Below are 17,842 nucleotides of genomic sequence, written 5' to 3'. Positions count from 1 at the left end.
CCCCTAACGAATTCGACGGAGATTCTGCTCCTGGAACCGGGTTAAACCGGTCCAGATCGCCAGATCAGCCAAAATCTCCGTCGAATTCGTTGGGGCGCGGAGCCGGGGCCGGGGACTAGGAGCGCGGGGCGCGGGGCAGGGGACTCAGGATCCGGACAGGACGAGGCTCTGTAGACTCGTCTCGTTATGGACTTTGACGCAATCTGGCTTGAACTCACCCAATTTTTCACGATCGACCTGTGGCTCAAGACCATAAACATCGTCGTCATCATCGTGGGCGCACTCGTGCTGCGCTGGGTGCTGCACTTCGTGATCGAACGGGTCGTGCAGCAGATCGTCTCCGGGGTCAAGAAGAACCAGAACGTACTGGACACGCAGGCCCTGAGCGTCTCCCCCCTGGCGGCGGTGCGCGTGGTGCAGCGCACCCGCACCCTCGGCTCCGTGCTCTCCAACATCCTCAACGTCACCCTGCTGATCGTGTCGATCCTGTTGATCGTCAACATCATCAACACGGACATCCTGGGGTCCTTCGCCCTGCTCACGGCCGCTCTCGGCGCCGGCCTGGGTTTCGGCGCGCAGAACATCGTCAAGGACATCCTGAACGGCCTGTTCATGGTCGTCGAGGACCAGATCGGCGTGGGCGACATCGTCGACGTGGGCTTCGCCTCCGGCGTCGTCGAGACCGTCGGCATCCGTGTCACCCAGGTGCGCGACGTCGACGGCACGCTCTGGTTCGTGCGCAACGGCGAGATCCTGCGGGTCGGCAACATGTCCCAGGGCTGGGCCCGCGTCATCATCGACCTCGCTATTCCCTACTCGTCCGACGTGGAAGCCGTTCAGAACGAGCTGCTCCGGGTGGCGAAGGCCCTGGCCTCCAGCCGCAAGTGGCGCCCCGTCATCCTCGAGAAGCCCGAAATCTGGGGACTCGAATCGATCTCCGCGGAGGCCCTCGTCGTGCGCCTCGTGGTGAAGACCCGGGTCGCGGCGAAGTGGGACTTCGCGCGCGACCTGCGCCTGCACCTGAAGAAGGCTCTCGACGGCCTGGGCATCGGCCTGACCCCGCTGAACAGCGTTGTCATGGCCGGCAAGGATGGCGCCATCAACGCCGGCACGACCCCCGCCTTCGAAGATGCACCCGACGCGGCCGTCGAAGCAGCCGCGTCGATGCCCGACATCGCCACCAGCCCCTTCACCGCCCCGGTGACGATGAGGAAGAACAAGGCGCCGCGGGCCCCGCGCCGGCCCAAGTCCGACACGGTGACACCCGAAAAGGCCGAACCCGAAGCGTCCAAGCCGGCAGCGTCCAAGCCGGAAGCGCCCAAATCCGAAGCGTCCAGGCCGATAACGCCCAGGCCGGTAACGCCCAGGGCCGAATCGCCGAAAGCTGAAACGCCGAAGACCGAACCAGCCAGGAACACCGCACCCGACCCGGAGATCCGCGATGACGAATGACGCCACCCCAGTTTTCCCCGCCACCCCCGCCGGGGTCCACCTCCGCGGCGGTGAGGACGGCGCGGCCCTCGGCCCGTCGTTTTACGAGCAGGTCGGCGGGCGACCGTTCTTCGAGAAACTGGTCGCCGAGTTCTACCGCGGCGTCGCCACCGACCCGGTGCTGAAGCCGATGTACCCGGAGGCCGACCTCGGGCCGGCCGTCGAGCGGCTCACGATGTTCCTCGAGCAGTACTGGGGCGGTCCGGGCACGTACAGCGAGCAGCGCGGCCACCCGCGCCTGCGCCAGCGCCACCAGCCGTTCAAGGTCAACCCGGATGCCCGCGACCGCTGGCTCAGACACATGCGCGCCGCCGTCGACAGCTGCGAGCTGCCCCCGCTGCAGCGTGACACCCTGTGGGACTACCTCGAGCGCGCCGCGTTCGCCATGCTGAACACGTTCGACGAGTAACCCGCTGTCCTCCCGATAGCACCGCTGACGATGGAGTCACGATGAACCCGGTTCCCCGTCGCGCCGCCCCGACCGAAGCCGATGTCATCGTCGTGGGCTCCGGCCTCGCCGGGCTCGTCGCGACGTGTGAGCTGCTGGATGCCGGCAAACGTGTCTTCCTGGTCGACCAGGAGGGCGCCGCGTCCATCGGCGGCCAGGCCTGGTGGTCGTTCGGCGGGCTCTTCCTGGTCGACTCCCCCGAGCAGCGCCGCCTCGGCGTTCACGACTCCCCCGAGCTCGCCCGCCAGGACTGGTTCGCGAGCGCCGGCTTCGACCGGGCCGAGGACTACTGGCCGACCCTGTGGGCGGATGCCTACCTCGACTTCGCCAGCGGCGAGAAACGTGCCTGGCTGCACGATCTGGGCATCCGGTTCTTCCCGGTCGTCGGCTGGGCCGAGCGCGGCGGGTACACGGCCCTCGAACACGGCAACTCGGTGCCGCGGTTCCACATCGTCTGGGGCACCGGCCCGGCACTCCTGACGCCCTTCATCACGCGGGTGAGGCAGGGCGTTCAGGCCGGCCAGGTGAGCGCACTGCATCGGCACCGGGTCGACGAGCTCCTCATCGAGGACGGCGGCGTGGTGGGCGTCCGCGGAGTGCGCCTCGCCGACGACGGCGCGGAACGCGGCACAGCGAGTTCACGCGACCCGGTGGGTGACTTCGAACTGCGGGCCTCGGCCGTGATCGTCACCAGCGGAGGCATCGGCGGCAACCACGACCTCGTGCGCGCCCAGTGGCCGACGCGCCTGGGCACGGCGCCGAAGAAGCTTCTCTCCGGCGTCCCGGCGCACGTCGACGGACGGATGCTCGGCATCAGCGAGCGGGGCGGCGCGCGCCTGATCAACGGGGACCGGATGTGGCACTACACCGAGGGGATCACGAACTGGGACCCGGTCTGGGCCGCCCACGGCATCCGTATCCTCCCCGGTCCGTCCTCCCTCTGGCTCGACGCCACCGGCGCACGACTGCCCGGGCCGCTCTTCCCCGGGTTCGACACCCTCGGCTCGCTGGAGTACATCCTCAAGACCGGACACGAGCACAGCTGGTTCGTGCTCACCCAGAAGATCATCCAGAAGGAATTCGCCCTCTCCGGCAGTGAGCAGAACCCCGACCTGACCGGCCGGAACCTGCCGTTGCTAGCGAAGAGGCTTCTCCCGGGCGCGCCGGGGCCGGTGGAGGCGTTCAAGGAGAAGGGCGTCGACTTCGTCGTCGCCGACACCCTGCACGACCTGCTGACCGGCATATAGCAGCGTGCACCTGAGGTGCGCCTGGACTTCACCAACGTCGAGCGGGAGATCCGCGCCCGGGACCGGGAACTCGACAACGGTTTCTCAAAGGATGCCCAGATCAACGCGATCCGGCAGGCGCGGCACTATCGGGGCGACCGTCTCATCCGCGTCGCCAGCCCGCACAAACTGCTCGACCCGAAGAACGGGCCCCTGATCGCGGTGAAGCTGCACATCCTCACCCGGAAGAGCCTCGGCGGCATCGAAACCGACCTGTCCGCCCGGGCCCTGGGCGCGGACGGCCAGCCGATCCCCGGCCTGTACGCGGCCGGGGAGGCCAGCGGGTTCGGCGGCGGCGGCATGCACGGCTACCGCTCGCTCGAGGGCACCTTCCTCGGCGGGTGCCTGTTCACGGGCCGCACCGCGGGTAGCGCGGTCGCCGCGGCGCTCTAGACGCAGCCCCGGCGTCGCGGCGCACCCTGTGCACGCGGGCGCAGGCTGGAGCATGCGCCCGCGCCCCGAAGGTGCGCCGCGAGACGGATGCCGGCAGCCGGCATCCGGCGGCGCGGCTAGAGTCCGGCTGCGACCAGGGCCGCCGTGTCGCGGCCCATCCGGATGGCGCCGTCGACGTGCTGGTACCCCTTGCCGGCCAGGTCGCTGCAGGAGAACGAGATCGGTCCCACCGGCGTGCGCAGGTCGGCGCCGTACCGGGCCAGCCCGCCCAGGTCGAAGCTGGCCGCGTAGGCACCGCGGGTCCATTCCTCGGTGCCCCAGTCGCTCTCGTAGTACACGACCGGCGTGAGCGCCTTCTCGCCGAAGTAGTGCGAAAGCGAGGTGAGGATGCGCTGCTTGCGTTCCTCCGCCGTGAGGGTGAAGACCTCGTCGGCCGCTTCGTCGGAGACGAACCCGACGAACGTGCCACGGGTGTCGCCGAAGTTCGTGTTGTCGTAGGCCTCGTGCACGAGCTCGTACGGGCTGAAGGCCGTGCCGGACAGGCCGTCCTCGCGCCAGAACGGGGTCTCGTAGACCGCGTGCACCTTGATCACAAAACCCATCGACAGGTGCTGGTGCAGCTGGTGCTGGCGGCGCGGAAGCGGGGGTTCGAACGAGATCCGGTTGTAGAGCACCGGTGGGACGGCCACGATCACGCGGCGCGCGTGCACCTCGAGCTGGTCGGTGACGGCCACGACGCCGTCCGCGTTCCAGCGCAGGGCGCGCACGGCCTGGCCGAGGAACACGTCGTCGCCGAGGCGCTCGGCGAGCAGGATCGGCACCTGCTGCAGGCCCCCGACGACGCGCTCGTCCAGGATGAAGTCGGCGTCGACGAGGTTGCTGAAGCTGCCGGCACTGGCCGCCATCAGCAGCGCCTGCAGGGTGGAGAACGCGTGGGCCGGCTTGGTCAGCATGGCACCGGCGATGAACATGCCGATGTTGTCGCGGGCCTCCTGGTCGGTGGTCTCCTGCTCCAGCCAGGCGCTGAAGGAGATCTCGTCGAGTTCCTTCGCCTGCGGGTGCGTCCACGGCCGGTCGGGGTCGGTTTCGGCGACGAGCCCGTCCAGCTTCTCGATCAGGCGCACGATCTCCCGCTCGGTGTCGGGAGAGACTGGGAAGATCTCGCCCTCGAACCGGGTGCGCTCGCCCGCCGCGTTGACGTAGACGCTCTCGCCGTCGCGGTACCGCGCGAAGGTCTCGAGGCCGAGCTCCGCGATGGTGTCCTTGAGCGCGTCCTGGTCGGGCGAGACCCACTGGCCGCCGATCTCGAGCATGGCGCCCTCGATGTCGTCGGTCCAGAGCCGGCCGCCGACGCGGTCGCGCGCTTCGAGCACGGCCACGGTGTGGCCGGCCTTCTGCAGCGCGGTCGCGGCGGTCAGGCCGGATGCGCCGGCGCCGATGATGACGATGTCACGTTCGATGATGGTCATTGTTGTTTCCCCTGGATGCTGGTGGTTGCTGATGCCGCGGATGGTGGGAGTCGATGAACGGTCAGGAGACCGGGATGAGCGTGTACTTGGTGGACAGGTACTCGTGGATTCCCTCGAGCCCGCCTTCCCGGCCGAGACCGGACTGTTTGACGCCGCCGAACGGGGCCGCGGCGTTGGAAACCAACCCCGTGTTCAACCCCATCATTCCAGTGTCCAGCTGGGCGATCATCCGCTGCCCGCGGGCCAGGTCCTGGGTGAAGACGTAGCTGACCAGCCCGTATTCGGTCGAGTTGGCCAAACGCACGGCCTCGGCCTCGTCGGTGAAGGTGACGATGCCCACGACGGGGCCGAAGATCTCTTCGCTCAGGATGGCGCTGCCCGGCGTGACGCCGGTCAGCACGGTCGGCTCGTAGAAGGAGCCGGGGCCGGCCGGGCGCACCCCGCCGGTGAGCAGGGTGGCGCCGTGGGCCAGCGCGTCCTTGACGAGCGCGTCGGTGCCGGCGACGGCGGCCTCGTTGACGAGGGGGCCGATGGTGACGCCGGACTCGGTGCCGCGGCCCATCTTCAGCGCGGTGACCCGGTCGGCCACGCGGCGGGCGAACTCGCCCGCCACCGACTCGTGCACGATGAACCGGTTGGCCGCGGTGCAGGCCTGGCCGATGTTGCGGAACTTCGCCAGCATGGCGCCCTCGACGGCCTTGTCCAGGTCCGCGTCCTCGAACACGACGAACGGGGCGTTGCCGCCCAGTTCCATCGAGGTGCGCAGCACCCCCTGGGCGGCCTGCACGATCAGCTTGCGGCCGACGGCGGTGGACCCGGTGAAGCTGAGCTTGCGCAGCCGGGGGTCGGCGATGATCGGCGCGGCCACGGTCGACGAGTCCGAGGTCGTGATCACGTTGACGACGCCGGCCGGGACGCCCGCGTCCTCGAGCAGTTGCACGAAGAACAGGGTGGTCAGCGGGGTCAGCTCGGCCGGCTTCACGACGACCGTGCAGCCGGCGGCGAGCGCCGGGGCGATCTTGCGGGTGGCCATGGCGAGCGGGAAGTTCCACGGCGTGATCAGCAGGCACGGGCCCACCGGCCGCTGGGACACGACCATGGAGCCGGTGCCCTCGGGGTTCAGCCCGTAGCGGCCGCTGATGCGCACGGCCTCCTCGCTGAACCAGCGCAGGAACTCCCCGCCGTAGGTGACTTCGCCGTTGGCCTCGGCGAGCGGCTTGCCCATCTCCATCGTCATCAGCAGGGCGAAGTCGTCGCGGCGCTCCTGCAGCAGGTCGAAGGCGCGGCGCAGGATCTCGGCCCGCACCCGCGGCGCGGTGGCCGCCCACGAGTCGGCCGCGGCGACGGCCGCGTCGAGGGCACGGATGCCGTCGGCGGCATCCGCGTTGGCGATCTGTTTGAGCACAACGCCCGTCGCCGGGTCGGTGACGTCGATCGGCTCGCCGCCGCCCTGCTGCCAGGCGCCGTCGATGTAGAGGCCGGCCGGGACGCGGGCGAGCAGTTCGGTTTCACGGGTGGACACGATGATTCTCTTTCCGATGCGATGCGGGTAATGCAGGAGGGGGGACGGTGCCGGACTGGGATCAGGGGTAGAGGCCGCGCAGCAGGTGCGCTTCCGCGACCCGTTCGACGGCGAGCACGGTGGCGGCGGCGCGCAGGGACAGGTCGCGGGCGGCGGCGTAGTCGACGACCTGGTGCCAGGCGGCGAGCATCCGTTCGGCCAGTTTGTGCTCGACCTCCGCGGCGTTCCACCAGTAGGCCTGGTTGCCCTGCACCCATTCGAAGTAGGAGACGATGACGCCGCCGGCGTTGGCGAGGATATCGGGCACAACGAGCTGCCCGTTGGCGGCGAAGATGGCGTCGGCCGCGGGCGAGGTGGGGCCGTTGGCACCCTCGACGATGACCCGCGCGGTGACGCGCGCCGCGTTGCCCTCGTGCAGCACGCCTTCGACGGCGGCCGGCACGAGCAGGTCGACGGGCAGTTCGAGCAGGGCGTCCCCGTCGATCGGTTCGGCCCCGGCGAAGCCGACGACCCTGCCGGTCGTGGCGACGTGCGCGCTGAGCCGTTCGAAGTCGAGGCCGGCGGCGTTGTACACGGCGCCGTACTGGTCGCTCACGGCCACCACGCGCACGCCGGCGTCGGTGAGGAAGACGGCGGCGTCGTGACCGACCTTGCCGAAGCCCTGCACCGCCGCGGTCGCCCCTTCGGGACGGATGCCGCGGTGCTTCAACGCCGCGATGGCCATGTGGGTAACGCCGCGCGAGGTGGCGCTGGCGCGGCCGTGGGAGCCGCCCAGGCTGATCGGCTTGCCGGTCACGATCCCGGGGACGGTGTAGCCGACGTTGACGGAGTAGGTGTCCATGATCCAGGCCATGGTGCGCTCGTCGGTGCCCATGTCGGGTGCCGGGATGTCCTTCTCCGGGCCGATGATGGGCAGGATCTCGCTGGTGTAGCGGCGGGTGACGCGTTCCAGTTCGGGCTGGGAGAACAGGCGGGGGTCGATGGTGACTCCGCCCTTGGCACCGCCGTACGGCACGTCCAGCAGGGCGCATTTCCAGGTCATCCACATGGCGAGGGCACGCACCTCGTCGAGGGTGACGTTCGGGCTGTAGCGCAGGCCGCCCTTCGCGGGGCCGCGGGACAGGTTGTGCTGCACCCGGTAGCCGGTGAAGAGGCGGGTGGTTCCGTCGTCGCGGCGGAGCGGCACGGCGACCGTCATCTCGCGCCGCGGGGTGGCGAGCAGGGAGTGCAGGCCGTCGCTGTAGCCGAGCACGCCGATGGCGGCGCGGAGCTGGGAGCGTGCGTCGTCGAGCGGGGTGGCCAGGGGGGTCGCCTGCGGGGTCGCCTGCGGCAGCGCCAGGGGCGCCGGCGCGGCCTCGAGCAGGCTCATGCGGCGGCCAGGGCGCTCGCGAGAACCTGCAGGCCCTCGACCAGGAGGGCGTCGGGGATGCTCAGCGGCGGCAGGAAGCGGATCACGTTGCCGTAGGTGCCGCAGGTGAGCAGGATGACTCCCTGCGCGTGGGCGGCGGACACGATGCGGCCGGTGAGGGCGGCATCCGGGTCGCCGGTGACCGGGTCGACGAGTTCGATCGCGATCATGGCACCGCGACCGCGTACGTCGCCGACGCGCTTGTCGACGGCCCGCAGTGCGTTCAGTCGACCGGTCATGATGACGCCGATGTCCCGCGCCCGCCGGGCCAGGTCGTCTTTCTCGTAGCTTTCCATGGTCGCGAGGGCCGCGGCGCAGGCGAGCGGGTTGCCGCCGTAGGTGCCGCCGATGCCGCCGACCTGGGGGGCGTCCATGATCTCGGCCCGGCCGGTGACGGCGGAGAGGGGCAGGCCGCCGGCGATGCCCTTGGCCATCACCATGATGTCCGGCACGATGCCTTCGTGCTCGCTCGCGAACATGTCGCCGGTGCGGGCGAAGCCGGTCTGCACCTCGTCGGCAATGAAGACGACCCCGTTGGCGCGGCACCACGCGACCAGGGTGGGCAGGAAGCCCGGGGCGGGAACGATGAAGCCGCCCTCGCCCTGGATCGGCTCGATGATCAGGGCCGCGAGGTTGTCCGCCCCGATCTGCTTCTCGATCTGGGAGATGGCGCGGGTGGCCGCGGCAACGCCGTCCAGGCCGCCGTCACGGTAGGGGTAGGACATCGGCGCGCGGTAGATCTCCGCGGCGAAGGGGCCGAAACCGTTCTTGTAGGGCTGGTTCTTGGCCGTCAGGCCCATGGTGAGCGTGGTGCGGCCGTGGTACGCGTGGTCGAAGGCGACGACGGCCTGCTTGCCGGTGTAGTGCCGGGCGATCTTGACCGCGTTCTCCACGGCCTCGGCGCCGGAGTTGAACAGCGCGCTGCGCTTGGGGTGGTCGCCGGGGGTGAGCCGGTTGAGCGTTTCGGCCACGGCGATGTAGGAGTCGTAGGGCGCGACGGTGAAGCAGGTGTGCGTGAACTGGGCGAGCTGGGCGGCGACGGCCGCGACCACCTCGGGGGCACTGTTGCCGATCCCGGTCACGGCGATGCCGCTGCCGAGGTCGATCAGGGAGTTGCCGTCCACGTCGACCAGCACGCCGCCGCCGGCGGCCACGATGTACACGGGCAGGGTGACGCCCACGCCGGCCGAGACGGCCTGCGCCTTGCGGGCGCTGAGTTCCTGCGACTTCGGACCGGGGATCGCCGTGACGAGGCGTCGCTCCTGCGGGAGGGAGGGTCCGCCGACGGGGGTTTCTTGGGCAAGGGATTCGACAATGGTCATGGCTGCTCCAGTTCTGGGACCGAGATGCATCGGCGCGCTGCCGGCGACGATGCCAATTGCCACACTCTATGGCGGCTCGCGGTGCGCCGGCACCCGCCATTCTGTACATTCCCATGGGAGTAATCCGCCATCTTGTACACTTGGTCCATGTCCCCGATCGCGGCCCCGCCGCTGCTGCCGCCCCTGCGCCGCCTGCTCGACCAGCCGGGTCTGCGGCTGCGCCTGCTCACACCCGAGGCATCGTTGCCGGCCCAGGCGCTGGAGCAGTCCGTGGAATGGGTGCACAGCTCCGACCTGGCCGACCCGACGCCGTTCCTCTCCGCCGGCCAGGTGCTGCTCACCACGGGCACTCAGTTCGCCGCCGAGGGCACGACGGATGCCTTCTACGCCGAGTACGTGTCGCGGCTCCGCGCCCGCGGCATCGCCGCCCTCGGCTTCGGCACCGAGGTCGTGCGCGACGGCACGCCCGATCCGCTGGTCGCCGCCTGCCTCGCCCACGGCCTGCCCCTGGTCGAGGTGCCCTACGGCACGCCCTTCATCGCGGTCGCCCGCGCGGCCGGCGACCTCGTCGCGGAGCTGCGCTACGCCCGGCACACCTGGGCGCTCGGAGCCCAGCGTGCGATCTCGCTCGCCGCCCTCCGGCCGGACGGCCTCAGCGCCACGCTCAGCGAACTGTCCCGGCAGCTGAACCACTGGGTGGCGCTGTTCGACGCGAGCGGCGCCCTCGACCGGGTCTTCCCGCGGGACACGTTCGCGGCCTCGGGCGGCGCGAACTCCCGGGGCTCCCTGGCCCGGGTGCAGCAGGAGGCCGCCCGGCTGCTGCACCGCGGGCAGCGGGCCAGCACCACCCTCGACGAGGGCGGCGAGACCCTGACCCTGCAGACGCTGGGCCGGCGGGACCAGCTCCGCGGTGTGCTGGCCCTCGGCGGTGCCACCGAACTCGACCAGGCAAGCCAGGAGGTGGTGACCAGCGTCATCGCGATGGCCGGGCTCGCGCTCGAGCAGAACAGTGCCCTGGACCGTGCCCGCGGCCACCTGCGCTCGGGCCTGCTGCACGCGCTCCTCGGCGGGGACGTGGAGCTCGCCCAGACCATCTCCCGCGAGATGTGGGGGCCGCTCCCCCACGAGCCGGTGCGGATCGCCATCGTCGAGCCCCTGCCCGAACGCCTGGACGCCCTGACCGAGTTCCTCGAGCTGCGCGTGGAGGAACGACCCGGGCAGCTCTTCTTCGCCCGCGAGGGCAGGTCGGTCATGCTCTGCGTCGACCAGACCGGCGGTCCGCTCCTCGACGAGCTGGTGAGCTTCGGGCTGCACGTCGGGGTGTCCGACCACGGCGGCTACCCGTCACTGCAGCATCTGGTCGCCCAGGCCCGGCAATCGCTCGAGCGATCCAACGAGGGCGCCCCCGGAATCGTCGAGTTCGAGGTCATCTCCCGGCAGGGAGTGCTGGCGTTCCTGGCCCGCACGGATGCCTCCGAAGTCGGCCGCGCCACCCTCCGGCCGCTCTCCGACCACGATGCCGCGCACGGCACGGCGCTGCTGGGGACCCTCCGGGCATGGCTCGAGCAGAACGGCCAGTTCGGCCCGGCCGCGGCCGAACTGGGGGTGCACCGCCACACCGTGCGTGGCCGGATCGACCAGGCCGAGGCTCTGCTCGGCCGGGACCTCGGCACGTTCCACGCGCGGGCCGACCTCTGGGCGGCCCTGCTGGCCGCCGGGGACGCCCCACTCGGGTAGGCGGACTCGGGTAGGCGGACTCGGTGAGGCGGATCAGGCCTGGAGCGACCAGGACTTGCGGCGCACCAGGATGTGGCCGCGGCTCGTGCTCATCCGGGTCCACAGGCCCGTCTCGTACAGGCGCACGGGTTCGTCCTTCGCCAGGAAGCCGAGGCTGACGGCGGCGAAGGCGGCGCCGGACGGCACGATCTCCAGGCCGGGGATCGGGCGGCTCCAGACCTCGGACCGCACCCGCTGCACGATCTGCGCGCCGGTCCCGGACGGGATGACCGCGGCGACTTCTTCGATGCCGGTCTTCGCGGCACCCTCGAGCAGCGCGGCATCCGTCTGGCCCAGCAGGGTCCAGCCGCCCGTGGGCGGCGAGATCCCGGCCCACGTCACCGTGGTCACCTCGAGCGGCACCGTCACGGTCACCGCAGCCTCCGGCTCCGACACCGCCGCGGTCAGCCGGGCGAGCCGGTCGAGGAGGGAGCGCACGGGCACCACCGCGTCGAGGTCGACCGGGGCGGTGAGCGCGAACGTGCGCAGGCCCAGCACGGTCGGGCTGGAGTCCAGCAGGCCGCGGGGATAGAGGATGGCGGTGTAGACGGCGAGCACGCCCGCAGCCTGGATCAGGCGCACGGAACCGTCCTCCACCCGGCCGGCACGGGAGAGGTACACCTGAAGATCGCGAAGGGACAGGGAGTCTGGGAGAGAAAATGACTTGCTCATCTACTCCTAAACTACCAAGTACGCGCGGGGCCGTCCGGACCCTGCGTCGCCCGCCTGAGGAGGCCGCATGGATATCCAAATGGAAGGTCTCCTGACCGCTCTCGACCTCACGGACACGGGAGCCCGCACCAGCGAAGACATCTTCACCGGCCCGTCGCAGTGGATGCCGCTCGGCCGCGTCTTCGGCGGACAGGTGCTCGCCCAGTCCCTCGTCGCCGCGATGAGGACCGTGCCGGACGACCGGCACGTGCACTCCATGCACGGCTACTTCCTGCGCCCCGGCGACGTGGGCCAGCCGATCACCTTTTCTGTGGACCGCATCCACGACGGCCGTTCCTTCTCCACCCGCCGCACACAGGCCTACCAGGACGGGCACCCGATCCTGTCGATGATCGCGTCCTTCCAGGACGTGGACGAGGGGCTCGAACACCACATCGAGATGCCCTCCGACCTCCCCGCTCCGGAATCCCTCCCGACCGCCGCGGAATCGCTCGCGCAGGTCGACCACTCGATCGCCCGGTACTGGGCCAGTGAGCGCCCCTTCGACATGCGGCACGTTCCCTCGCCGATCTACCTCACGGTGAACGGCGAGCACACGTCCCGCCAGGCCGTGTGGATGAAGACCCTCGGGCCGCTCCCCGACGACCCCGACCTGCACCGGGCGGCGCTGGCCTACGCGAGCGACTACTCGATCATGGAGCCCATCATGCGGCGGCACGGCATCGCCTGGGCCACGCCGGGGCTCAAGGTCGCCAGCCTCGACCACGCGATGTGGTTCCACCGCTTCGGCCGGGCCGACGAGTGGATGCTGTACGTGCAGGATTCCCCGACCGCCCAGGGCGGACGCGGGCTCTCCACCGGCAGCATCTTCAGCCGGTCCGGCCTGCTCCTGGCGACGGTCGCCCAGGAGGGCATGCTGCGCGTGCCCACCAACGCGGAGTAGACCGATATGACGAAGCCCACCGACATCTCCCGCCGCAGCGCGATCCTGCTCGGCACCGCCGGAACAGCGGTGGCCCTGGTCGGCTGCAGCACCGGCTCCCCCGATTCGGGCGGGGCGGGCTCCGGCGGGCCGGTCGAGGTCGCCAAGCTGGCCGACATTCCCGTGGGCGGCTCGATCGTGGCCGAACTGAACGGCAAGCCGATCATGCTCAGCCAGCCGACCGAGGGCACCGTGGTCGGGTTCAGCGCCATCTGCACCCACCAGGGCTGCGTCGTCAAACCCCTGGACAAGAAATTCGACTGCCCCTGCCACGGGTCCAAATTCGACGCGGCCACCGGCGAGGTCCTCGCCGGACCGGCGACGACCGCGCTTGCATCCGTGAAGGTCACCGTCACCGACGACACCGTCTCCGCGGGCTGATTGCCTCTGCCGGCTGAACCACCCCGTCGGCGAAGCCCGGGCCTCAGGCCTCCGGCAGGGACGCGCGCCGGGTGAACCTGATCGGCTCGTCCACGTAGGGCGCCCAGGCGGCTCGTTCGACCTCGTTGATCTTGCGCGGGCGCTCGGTCACGGCATCGACGAGCACGATCGTGGTGCTCGCCTGGGCGTACAGCTTCGCCGGCTCGACGCCGACCGGGCTCCAGACCTCGTAGCAGACCTCGAGGCTGGCGCCGCCGAGCTTGCCCAGCCACAGACGGATGTCCACGGGCTGTCTCAGGTACGGGATCGGCGCGAGGTACTCGGCTTCCAGTCGCGCGATGAGAGTCAGCGTCGCCGCCCCCGGCCGCCCGTCCAGCACCGCGGTGCCGCCTTCGGCCCCGGGGCCGGTGCCGTCCTCGTCCGGCCAGAACGCCTGGATCCGCGCATCCTCCAGGAGGCGCAGCATCTCGGCGTTGTTGACGTGGCCGTACGCGTCAAGGTCTGACCAGCGCAGCCGGACGGGAACGTGCAGCTTCATCCGGGGTCCTAGTCGCGCGTGAGCTTGCGGTACGCGGAACGGTGCGGCTTGGCGGCATCCGGGCCGAGCCGAGCGATCTTGTTCTGTTCGTACGATTCGAAGTTGCCCTCGAACCAGTACCAGTTGGCCGGGTCTTCGTCGGTGCCCTCATACGAGAGGATGTGGGTCGCGATCCGGTCGAGGAACCACCGGTCGTGAGTGATCACCACGGCGCAGCCGGGGAATTCGAGCAGCGCGTTCTCGAGCGAGCCGAGCGTTTCGACGTCCAGGTCGTTAGTGGGCTCGTCGAGCAGCAGCAGGTTGCCGCCCTGCTTGAGGGTGAGCGCCAGGTTCAGGCGGTTGCGCTCTCCACCGGAGAGCACGCCGGCCTTCTTCTGCTGGTCCGGACCCTTGAACCCGAACGTGGAGACGTAGGCGCGGGACGGGATCTCGGTCTTGCCGACCTGGATGTAGTCCTGGCCGTCGGAGACGACCTCCCACAGCGACTTGTTCGGGTCGATGCCGCTTCGGCTCTGGTCGACGTAGGAGATGTCGACGGTCTCGCCGATCTTCAGTTCGCCCTGGTCGAGGGGTTCAAGGCCGACGATGGTCTTGAACAGGGTGGTCTTTCCCACGCCGTTCGGGCCGATGATGCCGACGATGCCGTTGCGCGGGAGGGTGAAGGAGAGGTCCTCGATCAGGACCCGGTCCCCGAAGCCCTTCTTGACCTTCTTGGCGTCGATGACCTGGGCGCCAAGGCGCGGTCCGACGGGAATCTGGATCTCTTCGAAGTCGAGCTTGCGGGTGCTCTCGGCAGCCGCCGCCATCTCTTCGTAACGGGCGAGGCGCGCCTTGGACTTCGCCTGACGGCCCTTCGCGTTCGAGCGCACCCACTCGAGCTCGTCCGCGAGGCGCTTGGCCATCTTCGCGTCCTTCTTGCCCGCGATCAGCAGTCGTTCCTGCTTCTTCTCGAGGTAGGTCGAGTAGTTGCCCTCGTAGGGGTACAGGTGGCCGCGGTCCACTTCGGCGATCCACTCGGCCACGTGGTCGAGGAAGTACCGGTCGTGGGTGACGGCGAGGACTGCGCCGGGGTACTGGGCGAGGTGCTGCTCCAGCCAGAGCACGCTCTCGGCGTCGAGGTGGTTAGTGGGCTCGTCGAGGAGGAGCAGGTCGGGCTTCTGCAGCAGCAGCTTGGTCAGCGCCACGCGGCGCTTCTCACCACCGGAGAGGTCCGCGACGGCGTAGTCTCCCGGCGGGGTGCGGAGGGCGTCCATCGCCTGCTCGAGCTGGGAGTCGAGGTCCCACGCGTCGGCCGCGTCGATGGCTTCCTGCAGGGTGCCCATCTCCGCCAGCAGGGCGTCGAAGTCCGCGTCGGGTTCGGCGAGGGCGAGGCTGATTTCGTTGAACCGGTCGACCTTGGCCTTGATCGGGCCGACGCCTTCCTGCACGTTCTCGAGGACGGTCTTGGTCTCGTCGAGTTCGGGCTCCTGCATCAGGATGCCGACCGTGTAGCCGGGTGAGAGCTTCGCCTCGCCGTTGCTGGGGGTGTCCAGTCCGGCCATGATCTTGAGGATCGTGGACTTTCCCGCGCCGTTCGGCCCCACGATTCCGATTTTGGCGCCGGGGAAGAATGACATGGTGACGTCGTCGAGGATGAGCTTGTCGCCCACCGCCTTGCGAGCGCGGACCATCGTGTAGATAAATTCAGCCATAGTGCTTACCAGTCTATTTGGCGCGTGACCCCGACCAGACACGTTCCCGAACCCAGCACCGGCAGGACGGCGCCGTGATAGCCGCCGGTGGCCGGACCGTTCTGTCCGATCAGGCACTCTTCGCCCATGCGCACGGCGAACTGGATCGAGTCCGCGGCGAGCTCGGCGCTGGTGTCGTCGAAGGTGACGGACATCTGGGCCTTGTCGAAGCCGCCCCGGGCGAGCGCGTCGATGAACGCGCGCCCGCCGGCGCCGGAATCGGCGGCCACGACCGCGGCTGCGACGGCGTCGAAATAGTCGAGGTTGGCCGCGGCGTCAAGCTCGGGCCGCAGCACGGGGGCGGCCACCGGCGCCGCACTTGGGGACGGGGTGGCGTTCTCCGACGGGGTCGCCGAGGGCGCCGATGTCCGAGCCGAAGTCGGTCCCGGCGACGTGGCGGAGCACCCGACGAGGCCGAGACCCGCGATCACGCTGAGCACCGTAATCAGCCCGACCTGGCCCGTCCGGTGTCGGATCCGGGTGCCGGTGCCGGTTCGATGGAGCCTGGGTCCCATCCTCTGTGAAGCCGGCACGCTGCATCCTCCCGAGACCGCGGCGCGGTCAGCCCTCCGAGTCTGCCAGATGCCAGCCGGCCAAGCTGCGAGTCGGCCCAGCCTCGAGCCGGACCGAGAAGCGCGTCGCCCGGCTACGTCTCCAGGCTCACCAGGGTGGCGCTGCCGGCCGGCAGGAACCCGTCGGAATCCTGATCCGGCCGGCTCAGCGGGCCCGGCTGGCTCAACTCGACGGGCTCCTCCGACTGGACCTCAGCCGAACCTGCGGAATCTGCGGTCTCGGCCGACGGATCGAGCTGACGTTCCGGGGACGCCACCGTGCGCCGGGCGATCGTGGTGCACCAGGCGAGGTCGTGCCCGACGGAATCGGCCTCCACCTCCACCGAGGTGCCGTTGCGGTCGGCGTTCTCCCAGGCCCGGATGCGCAGACGCCCGATCACGACGACGTGCTGCCCTTTCTGCACCGAATCCACCACGTTGTGGGCGAGTTGGCGAAACGCCGAGACCGAATACCAGTTCGTGTCGGCATCCACCCAGGCCTGCTTGGTGCGGTCGAATCGGCGCTGGCCGGACGCCAGCCGGAAAGAGGTGATGGCCAGCCCTGAACTGGTCACGAGGTGGCGCGGCGAGGTCGCCACGATTCCGGTCACGGTGATGGTGTCGCTCATGATCTTCTCCCTGCACGCGGTCGTGCGCCGGGCGGATGACCCGGTGCATGCGAGCTGGGACGACGGCTCGTGCCTGTCTCCGCCGCCCCAGCTCGCACAGTCCGAGTGTGCGATGGCGGGCGCACCACTGGTCGGCCGGCCGCGCTTGTGTGGAGAACGCACGGTGCGTGGAATTGGGGAGGGACGACACCCGAATCCAGGTCTCGTACGGCCGGGCGCGGTCGCGTCAACTCTGTGGGATGGCGCGCACCCTGTTGTTGCGTGCCTCGTGGGTGAGTTCCACGAGGCCCAGAGCCTCGAGCAGGGGCGGGAGGTACATGCCGAATCTGCCCCGATACCCTTTGCGCAGGCCGTACCAGCCCCCGACCGGGTTGCTCTCGGCTCGCCCCCATGCCTCGACCGTGCCCTCGGCGGCCGGCTTCGTTTCGTCAGCGGCCCCGAGCGCGACCCAGTCTCCGCGTTCACGCAACCAGGCGGTCAGATCGACGATCGCGCTCACGCGGTACTTCAGCGTCGTCGCCCCCACCTGGCACACGACGGCCGGTGGGTCACCCTGCTCGTCCCGGTACATCGTGTACCGAGACGTACCGGGGGCGGTCCCCAACTGCCACGGGTCGTCCTCGGTTCCACTTCCAGTCACCATGGCTCATTCATACTCCACAACCCCGCGATGGGTCAGGTTCGCGTTCCCAGAACCGTGAACCGAAGTCCGTGTGCGGATGAATCAATCCCTCCACATTCCACTGTTGATCAGGTTATCCACAGGGCACGGCACGGCGGGCGGATGCCGCGGGCAATGTCAGTGGGTACCCGTAACGTGATCCTCATGAAGCCCTCGTTCATCGAACAGCAGGAGACACGCGGTGAGCACTTCGACGCCATCCGCGAGACCCACGGCAAGCTCGCCCGGGTCGCGGCCGAGCTCGCCGAACTCATCGACGAAGCCCACCGCTATGCGACGGCGACTGCGGATGCCGCGCCTCGGGTACCAGGGTCCCGGTGGGACGCCGACACGGTCGCCGAGCGGGAGTTCGTGAGTGAGCTCGCCTGCACGATCCGGATCCCGCAGCGATCGGCCGAGACCCTGATCGCCGAGAGCGAATCACTCACTTGTGAGCTCCCGCGGACGATGGCCGCACTCCGAGCGGGCCAGATCAGCTACCGGCACGCGCAGGTGCTGATGGGCCAGGCCTGGTCGCTCCCGGACGAAGCCAAGGCCGCGTTCGAGGAGGCCCTGCTGAAGT

The 17,842-nt window shown here is 69.8% G+C and carries 16 protein-coding genes and 1 pseudogene; 7 read left to right on the top strand and 10 right to left on the bottom strand.

Annotated features, from left to right (window positions below; translation table 11 throughout):
- The first annotated feature begins 186 nt into the window (after nucleotides 1-186).
- The 3 genes and pseudogenes from E3O49_RS05675 (at nucleotide 187) to E3O49_RS05665 (ending at nucleotide 3,618) form a co-directional block, all read left to right on the top strand.
- Nucleotides 187-1,452, top strand: coding sequence for a mechanosensitive ion channel family protein (locus tag E3O49_RS05675; RefSeq protein WP_134366571.1), 1,266 nt, complete (start codon nucleotides 187-189; stop codon nucleotides 1,450-1,452).
- Entirely contained in the window at nucleotides 1,442-1,900 is a 459-nt protein-coding gene (locus E3O49_RS05670; protein ID WP_134366570.1) for a globin, read from the top strand. The genes E3O49_RS05675 and E3O49_RS05670 overlap by 11 nt, the downstream gene beginning before the upstream one ends.
- 41 nt (nucleotides 1,901-1,941) lie before the next feature.
- Nucleotides 1,942-3,618 (top strand): annotated as a pseudogene (locus E3O49_RS05665) (FAD-binding dehydrogenase).
- A 116-nt stretch (nucleotides 3,619-3,734) separates the two neighbouring features.
- On the opposite strand, the gene E3O49_RS05660 reads toward E3O49_RS05665, so the two are convergent.
- Genes E3O49_RS05660 through gabT form a run of 4 tightly spaced genes read right to left on the bottom strand, consistent with a single transcriptional unit; the run spans nucleotide 3,735 to nucleotide 9,339 of the window.
- The gene (locus tag E3O49_RS05660; RefSeq protein ID WP_338144976.1) at nucleotides 3,735-5,120 is read right to left on the bottom strand and encodes a flavin monoamine oxidase family protein; all 1,386 of its coding nucleotides are present in this window, start codon (nucleotides 5,118-5,120) and stop codon (nucleotides 3,735-3,737) included.
- 28 nt (nucleotides 5,121-5,148) lie between these two features.
- The gene (locus tag E3O49_RS05655; protein ID WP_160141033.1) at nucleotides 5,149-6,612 is read right to left on the bottom strand and encodes an NAD-dependent succinate-semialdehyde dehydrogenase; all 1,464 of its coding nucleotides are present in this window, start codon (nucleotides 6,610-6,612) and stop codon (nucleotides 5,149-5,151) included.
- Between the two features lie 58 nt (nucleotides 6,613-6,670).
- Nucleotides 6,671-7,978 (bottom strand): Glu/Leu/Phe/Val family dehydrogenase, encoded by a 1,308-nt coding sequence (locus tag E3O49_RS05650; RefSeq protein ID WP_134366567.1) that lies wholly within the window; start codon nucleotides 7,976-7,978, stop codon nucleotides 6,671-6,673.
- Nucleotides 7,975-9,339 (bottom strand): 4-aminobutyrate--2-oxoglutarate transaminase, encoded by a 1,365-nt coding sequence (gene gabT, locus E3O49_RS05645; RefSeq protein WP_134366566.1) that lies wholly within the window; start codon nucleotides 9,337-9,339, stop codon nucleotides 7,975-7,977. The genes E3O49_RS05650 and gabT overlap by 4 nt, the downstream gene beginning before the upstream one ends.
- A gap of 147 nt (nucleotides 9,340-9,486) precedes the next feature.
- On the opposite strand from gabT, the gene E3O49_RS05640 reads away from it, so the two are divergent.
- The gene (locus E3O49_RS05640) at nucleotides 9,487-11,076 is read left to right on the top strand and encodes a PucR family transcriptional regulator (RefSeq protein ID WP_134366565.1); all 1,590 of its coding nucleotides are present in this window, start codon (nucleotides 9,487-9,489) and stop codon (nucleotides 11,074-11,076) included.
- 33 nt (nucleotides 11,077-11,109) lie between these two features.
- On the opposite strand, the gene E3O49_RS05635 is transcribed toward E3O49_RS05640, so the two are convergent.
- Complete coding sequence (locus E3O49_RS05635; protein ID WP_134366564.1) at nucleotides 11,110-11,787, bottom strand: DUF8185 domain-containing protein; 678 nt, start codon at nucleotides 11,785-11,787, stop codon at nucleotides 11,110-11,112.
- Between the two features lie 67 nt (nucleotides 11,788-11,854).
- Between E3O49_RS05635 and E3O49_RS05630 the strand changes: the two genes are divergently transcribed.
- Nucleotides 11,855-12,730: an acyl-CoA thioesterase gene (locus tag E3O49_RS05630; RefSeq protein WP_241976163.1), complete on the top strand. Its 876-nt coding sequence runs from the start codon at nucleotides 11,855-11,857 to the stop codon at nucleotides 12,728-12,730.
- A gap of 6 nt (nucleotides 12,731-12,736) precedes the next feature.
- The gene (locus E3O49_RS05625) at nucleotides 12,737-13,150 is read left to right on the top strand and encodes a QcrA and Rieske domain-containing protein (RefSeq protein ID WP_134366563.1); all 414 of its coding nucleotides are present in this window, start codon (nucleotides 12,737-12,739) and stop codon (nucleotides 13,148-13,150) included.
- Between the two features lie 43 nt (nucleotides 13,151-13,193).
- Here E3O49_RS05625 and E3O49_RS05620 read toward each other — a convergent pair whose 3' ends face one another.
- The 5 genes from E3O49_RS05620 to E3O49_RS05600 all read right to left on the bottom strand — a co-directional run bounded on the left by E3O49_RS05620 (nucleotide 13,194) and on the right by E3O49_RS05600 (nucleotide 17,241).
- The gene (locus E3O49_RS05620) at nucleotides 13,194-13,688 is read right to left on the bottom strand and encodes an acyl-CoA thioesterase (protein ID WP_134403172.1); all 495 of its coding nucleotides are present in this window, start codon (nucleotides 13,686-13,688) and stop codon (nucleotides 13,194-13,196) included.
- An 8-nt stretch (nucleotides 13,689-13,696) separates the two neighbouring features.
- Nucleotides 13,697-15,379, bottom strand: coding sequence for an energy-dependent translational throttle protein EttA (gene ettA / locus E3O49_RS05615; RefSeq protein ID WP_134366561.1), 1,683 nt, complete (start codon nucleotides 15,377-15,379; stop codon nucleotides 13,697-13,699).
- Nucleotides 15,380-15,384: 5 nt separating this feature from the next.
- Complete coding sequence (locus E3O49_RS05610) at nucleotides 15,385-15,849, bottom strand: DUF6993 domain-containing protein (protein ID WP_244285256.1); 465 nt, start codon at nucleotides 15,847-15,849, stop codon at nucleotides 15,385-15,387.
- Nucleotides 15,850-16,064: 215 nt separating this feature from the next.
- Nucleotides 16,065-16,598, bottom strand: a complete 534-nt coding sequence (locus E3O49_RS05605) for a single-stranded DNA-binding protein (protein WP_134366560.1) — start codon at nucleotides 16,596-16,598, stop codon at nucleotides 16,065-16,067.
- Between the two features lie 226 nt (nucleotides 16,599-16,824).
- Entirely contained in the window at nucleotides 16,825-17,241 is a 417-nt protein-coding gene (locus E3O49_RS05600) for a DUF6855 family protein (RefSeq protein WP_134410079.1), read from the bottom strand.
- Between the two features lie 183 nt (nucleotides 17,242-17,424).
- Here E3O49_RS05600 and E3O49_RS05595 point away from each other — a divergent pair.
- Nucleotides 17,425-17,842, top strand: a 418-nt coding sequence (locus E3O49_RS05595) for a DUF222 domain-containing protein (protein WP_160141031.1), incomplete at its 3' end; no start/stop codon positions are given.

Source organism: Cryobacterium shii, assembly GCF_004402595.1.
Classification (GTDB): domain Bacteria; phylum Actinomycetota; class Actinomycetes; order Actinomycetales; family Microbacteriaceae; genus Cryobacterium; species Cryobacterium shii.
This window is presented reverse-complemented; position numbering and strand designations above follow the sequence as displayed.

Coding starts and splice junctions, on each gene's coding strand:
- E3O49_RS05625 (WP_134366563.1), top strand. CDS start 12,737: ATGACGAAGCCCACCGACATCTCCCGCCGCAGCGCGATCCTGCTCGGC.
- E3O49_RS05620 (WP_134403172.1), bottom strand. CDS start 13,688: ATGAAGCTGCACGTTCCCGTCCGGCTGCGCTGGTCAGACCTTGACGCG.
- E3O49_RS05670 (WP_134366570.1), top strand. CDS start 1,442: ATGACGAATGACGCCACCCCAGTTTTCCCCGCCACCCCCGCCGGGGTC.
- E3O49_RS05675 (WP_134366571.1), top strand. CDS start 187: ATGGACTTTGACGCAATCTGGCTTGAACTCACCCAATTTTTCACGATC.
- E3O49_RS05650 (WP_134366567.1), bottom strand. CDS start 7,978: ATGAGCCTGCTCGAGGCCGCGCCGGCGCCCCTGGCGCTGCCGCAGGCG.
- E3O49_RS05640 (WP_134366565.1), top strand. CDS start 9,487: ATGTCCCCGATCGCGGCCCCGCCGCTGCTGCCGCCCCTGCGCCGCCTG.
- E3O49_RS05630 (WP_241976163.1), top strand. CDS start 11,855: ATGGATATCCAAATGGAAGGTCTCCTGACCGCTCTCGACCTCACGGAC.
- ettA (WP_134366561.1), bottom strand. CDS start 15,379: ATGGCTGAATTTATCTACACGATGGTCCGCGCTCGCAAGGCGGTGGGC.
- E3O49_RS05605 (WP_134366560.1), bottom strand. CDS start 16,598: ATGAGCGACACCATCACCGTGACCGGAATCGTGGCGACCTCGCCGCGC.
- E3O49_RS05635 (WP_134366564.1), bottom strand. CDS start 11,787: ATGAGCAAGTCATTTTCTCTCCCAGACTCCCTGTCCCTTCGCGATCTT.
- E3O49_RS05600 (WP_134410079.1), bottom strand. CDS start 17,241: ATGGTGACTGGAAGTGGAACCGAGGACGACCCGTGGCAGTTGGGGACC.
- gabT (WP_134366566.1), bottom strand. CDS start 9,339: ATGACCATTGTCGAATCCCTTGCCCAAGAAACCCCCGTCGGCGGACCC.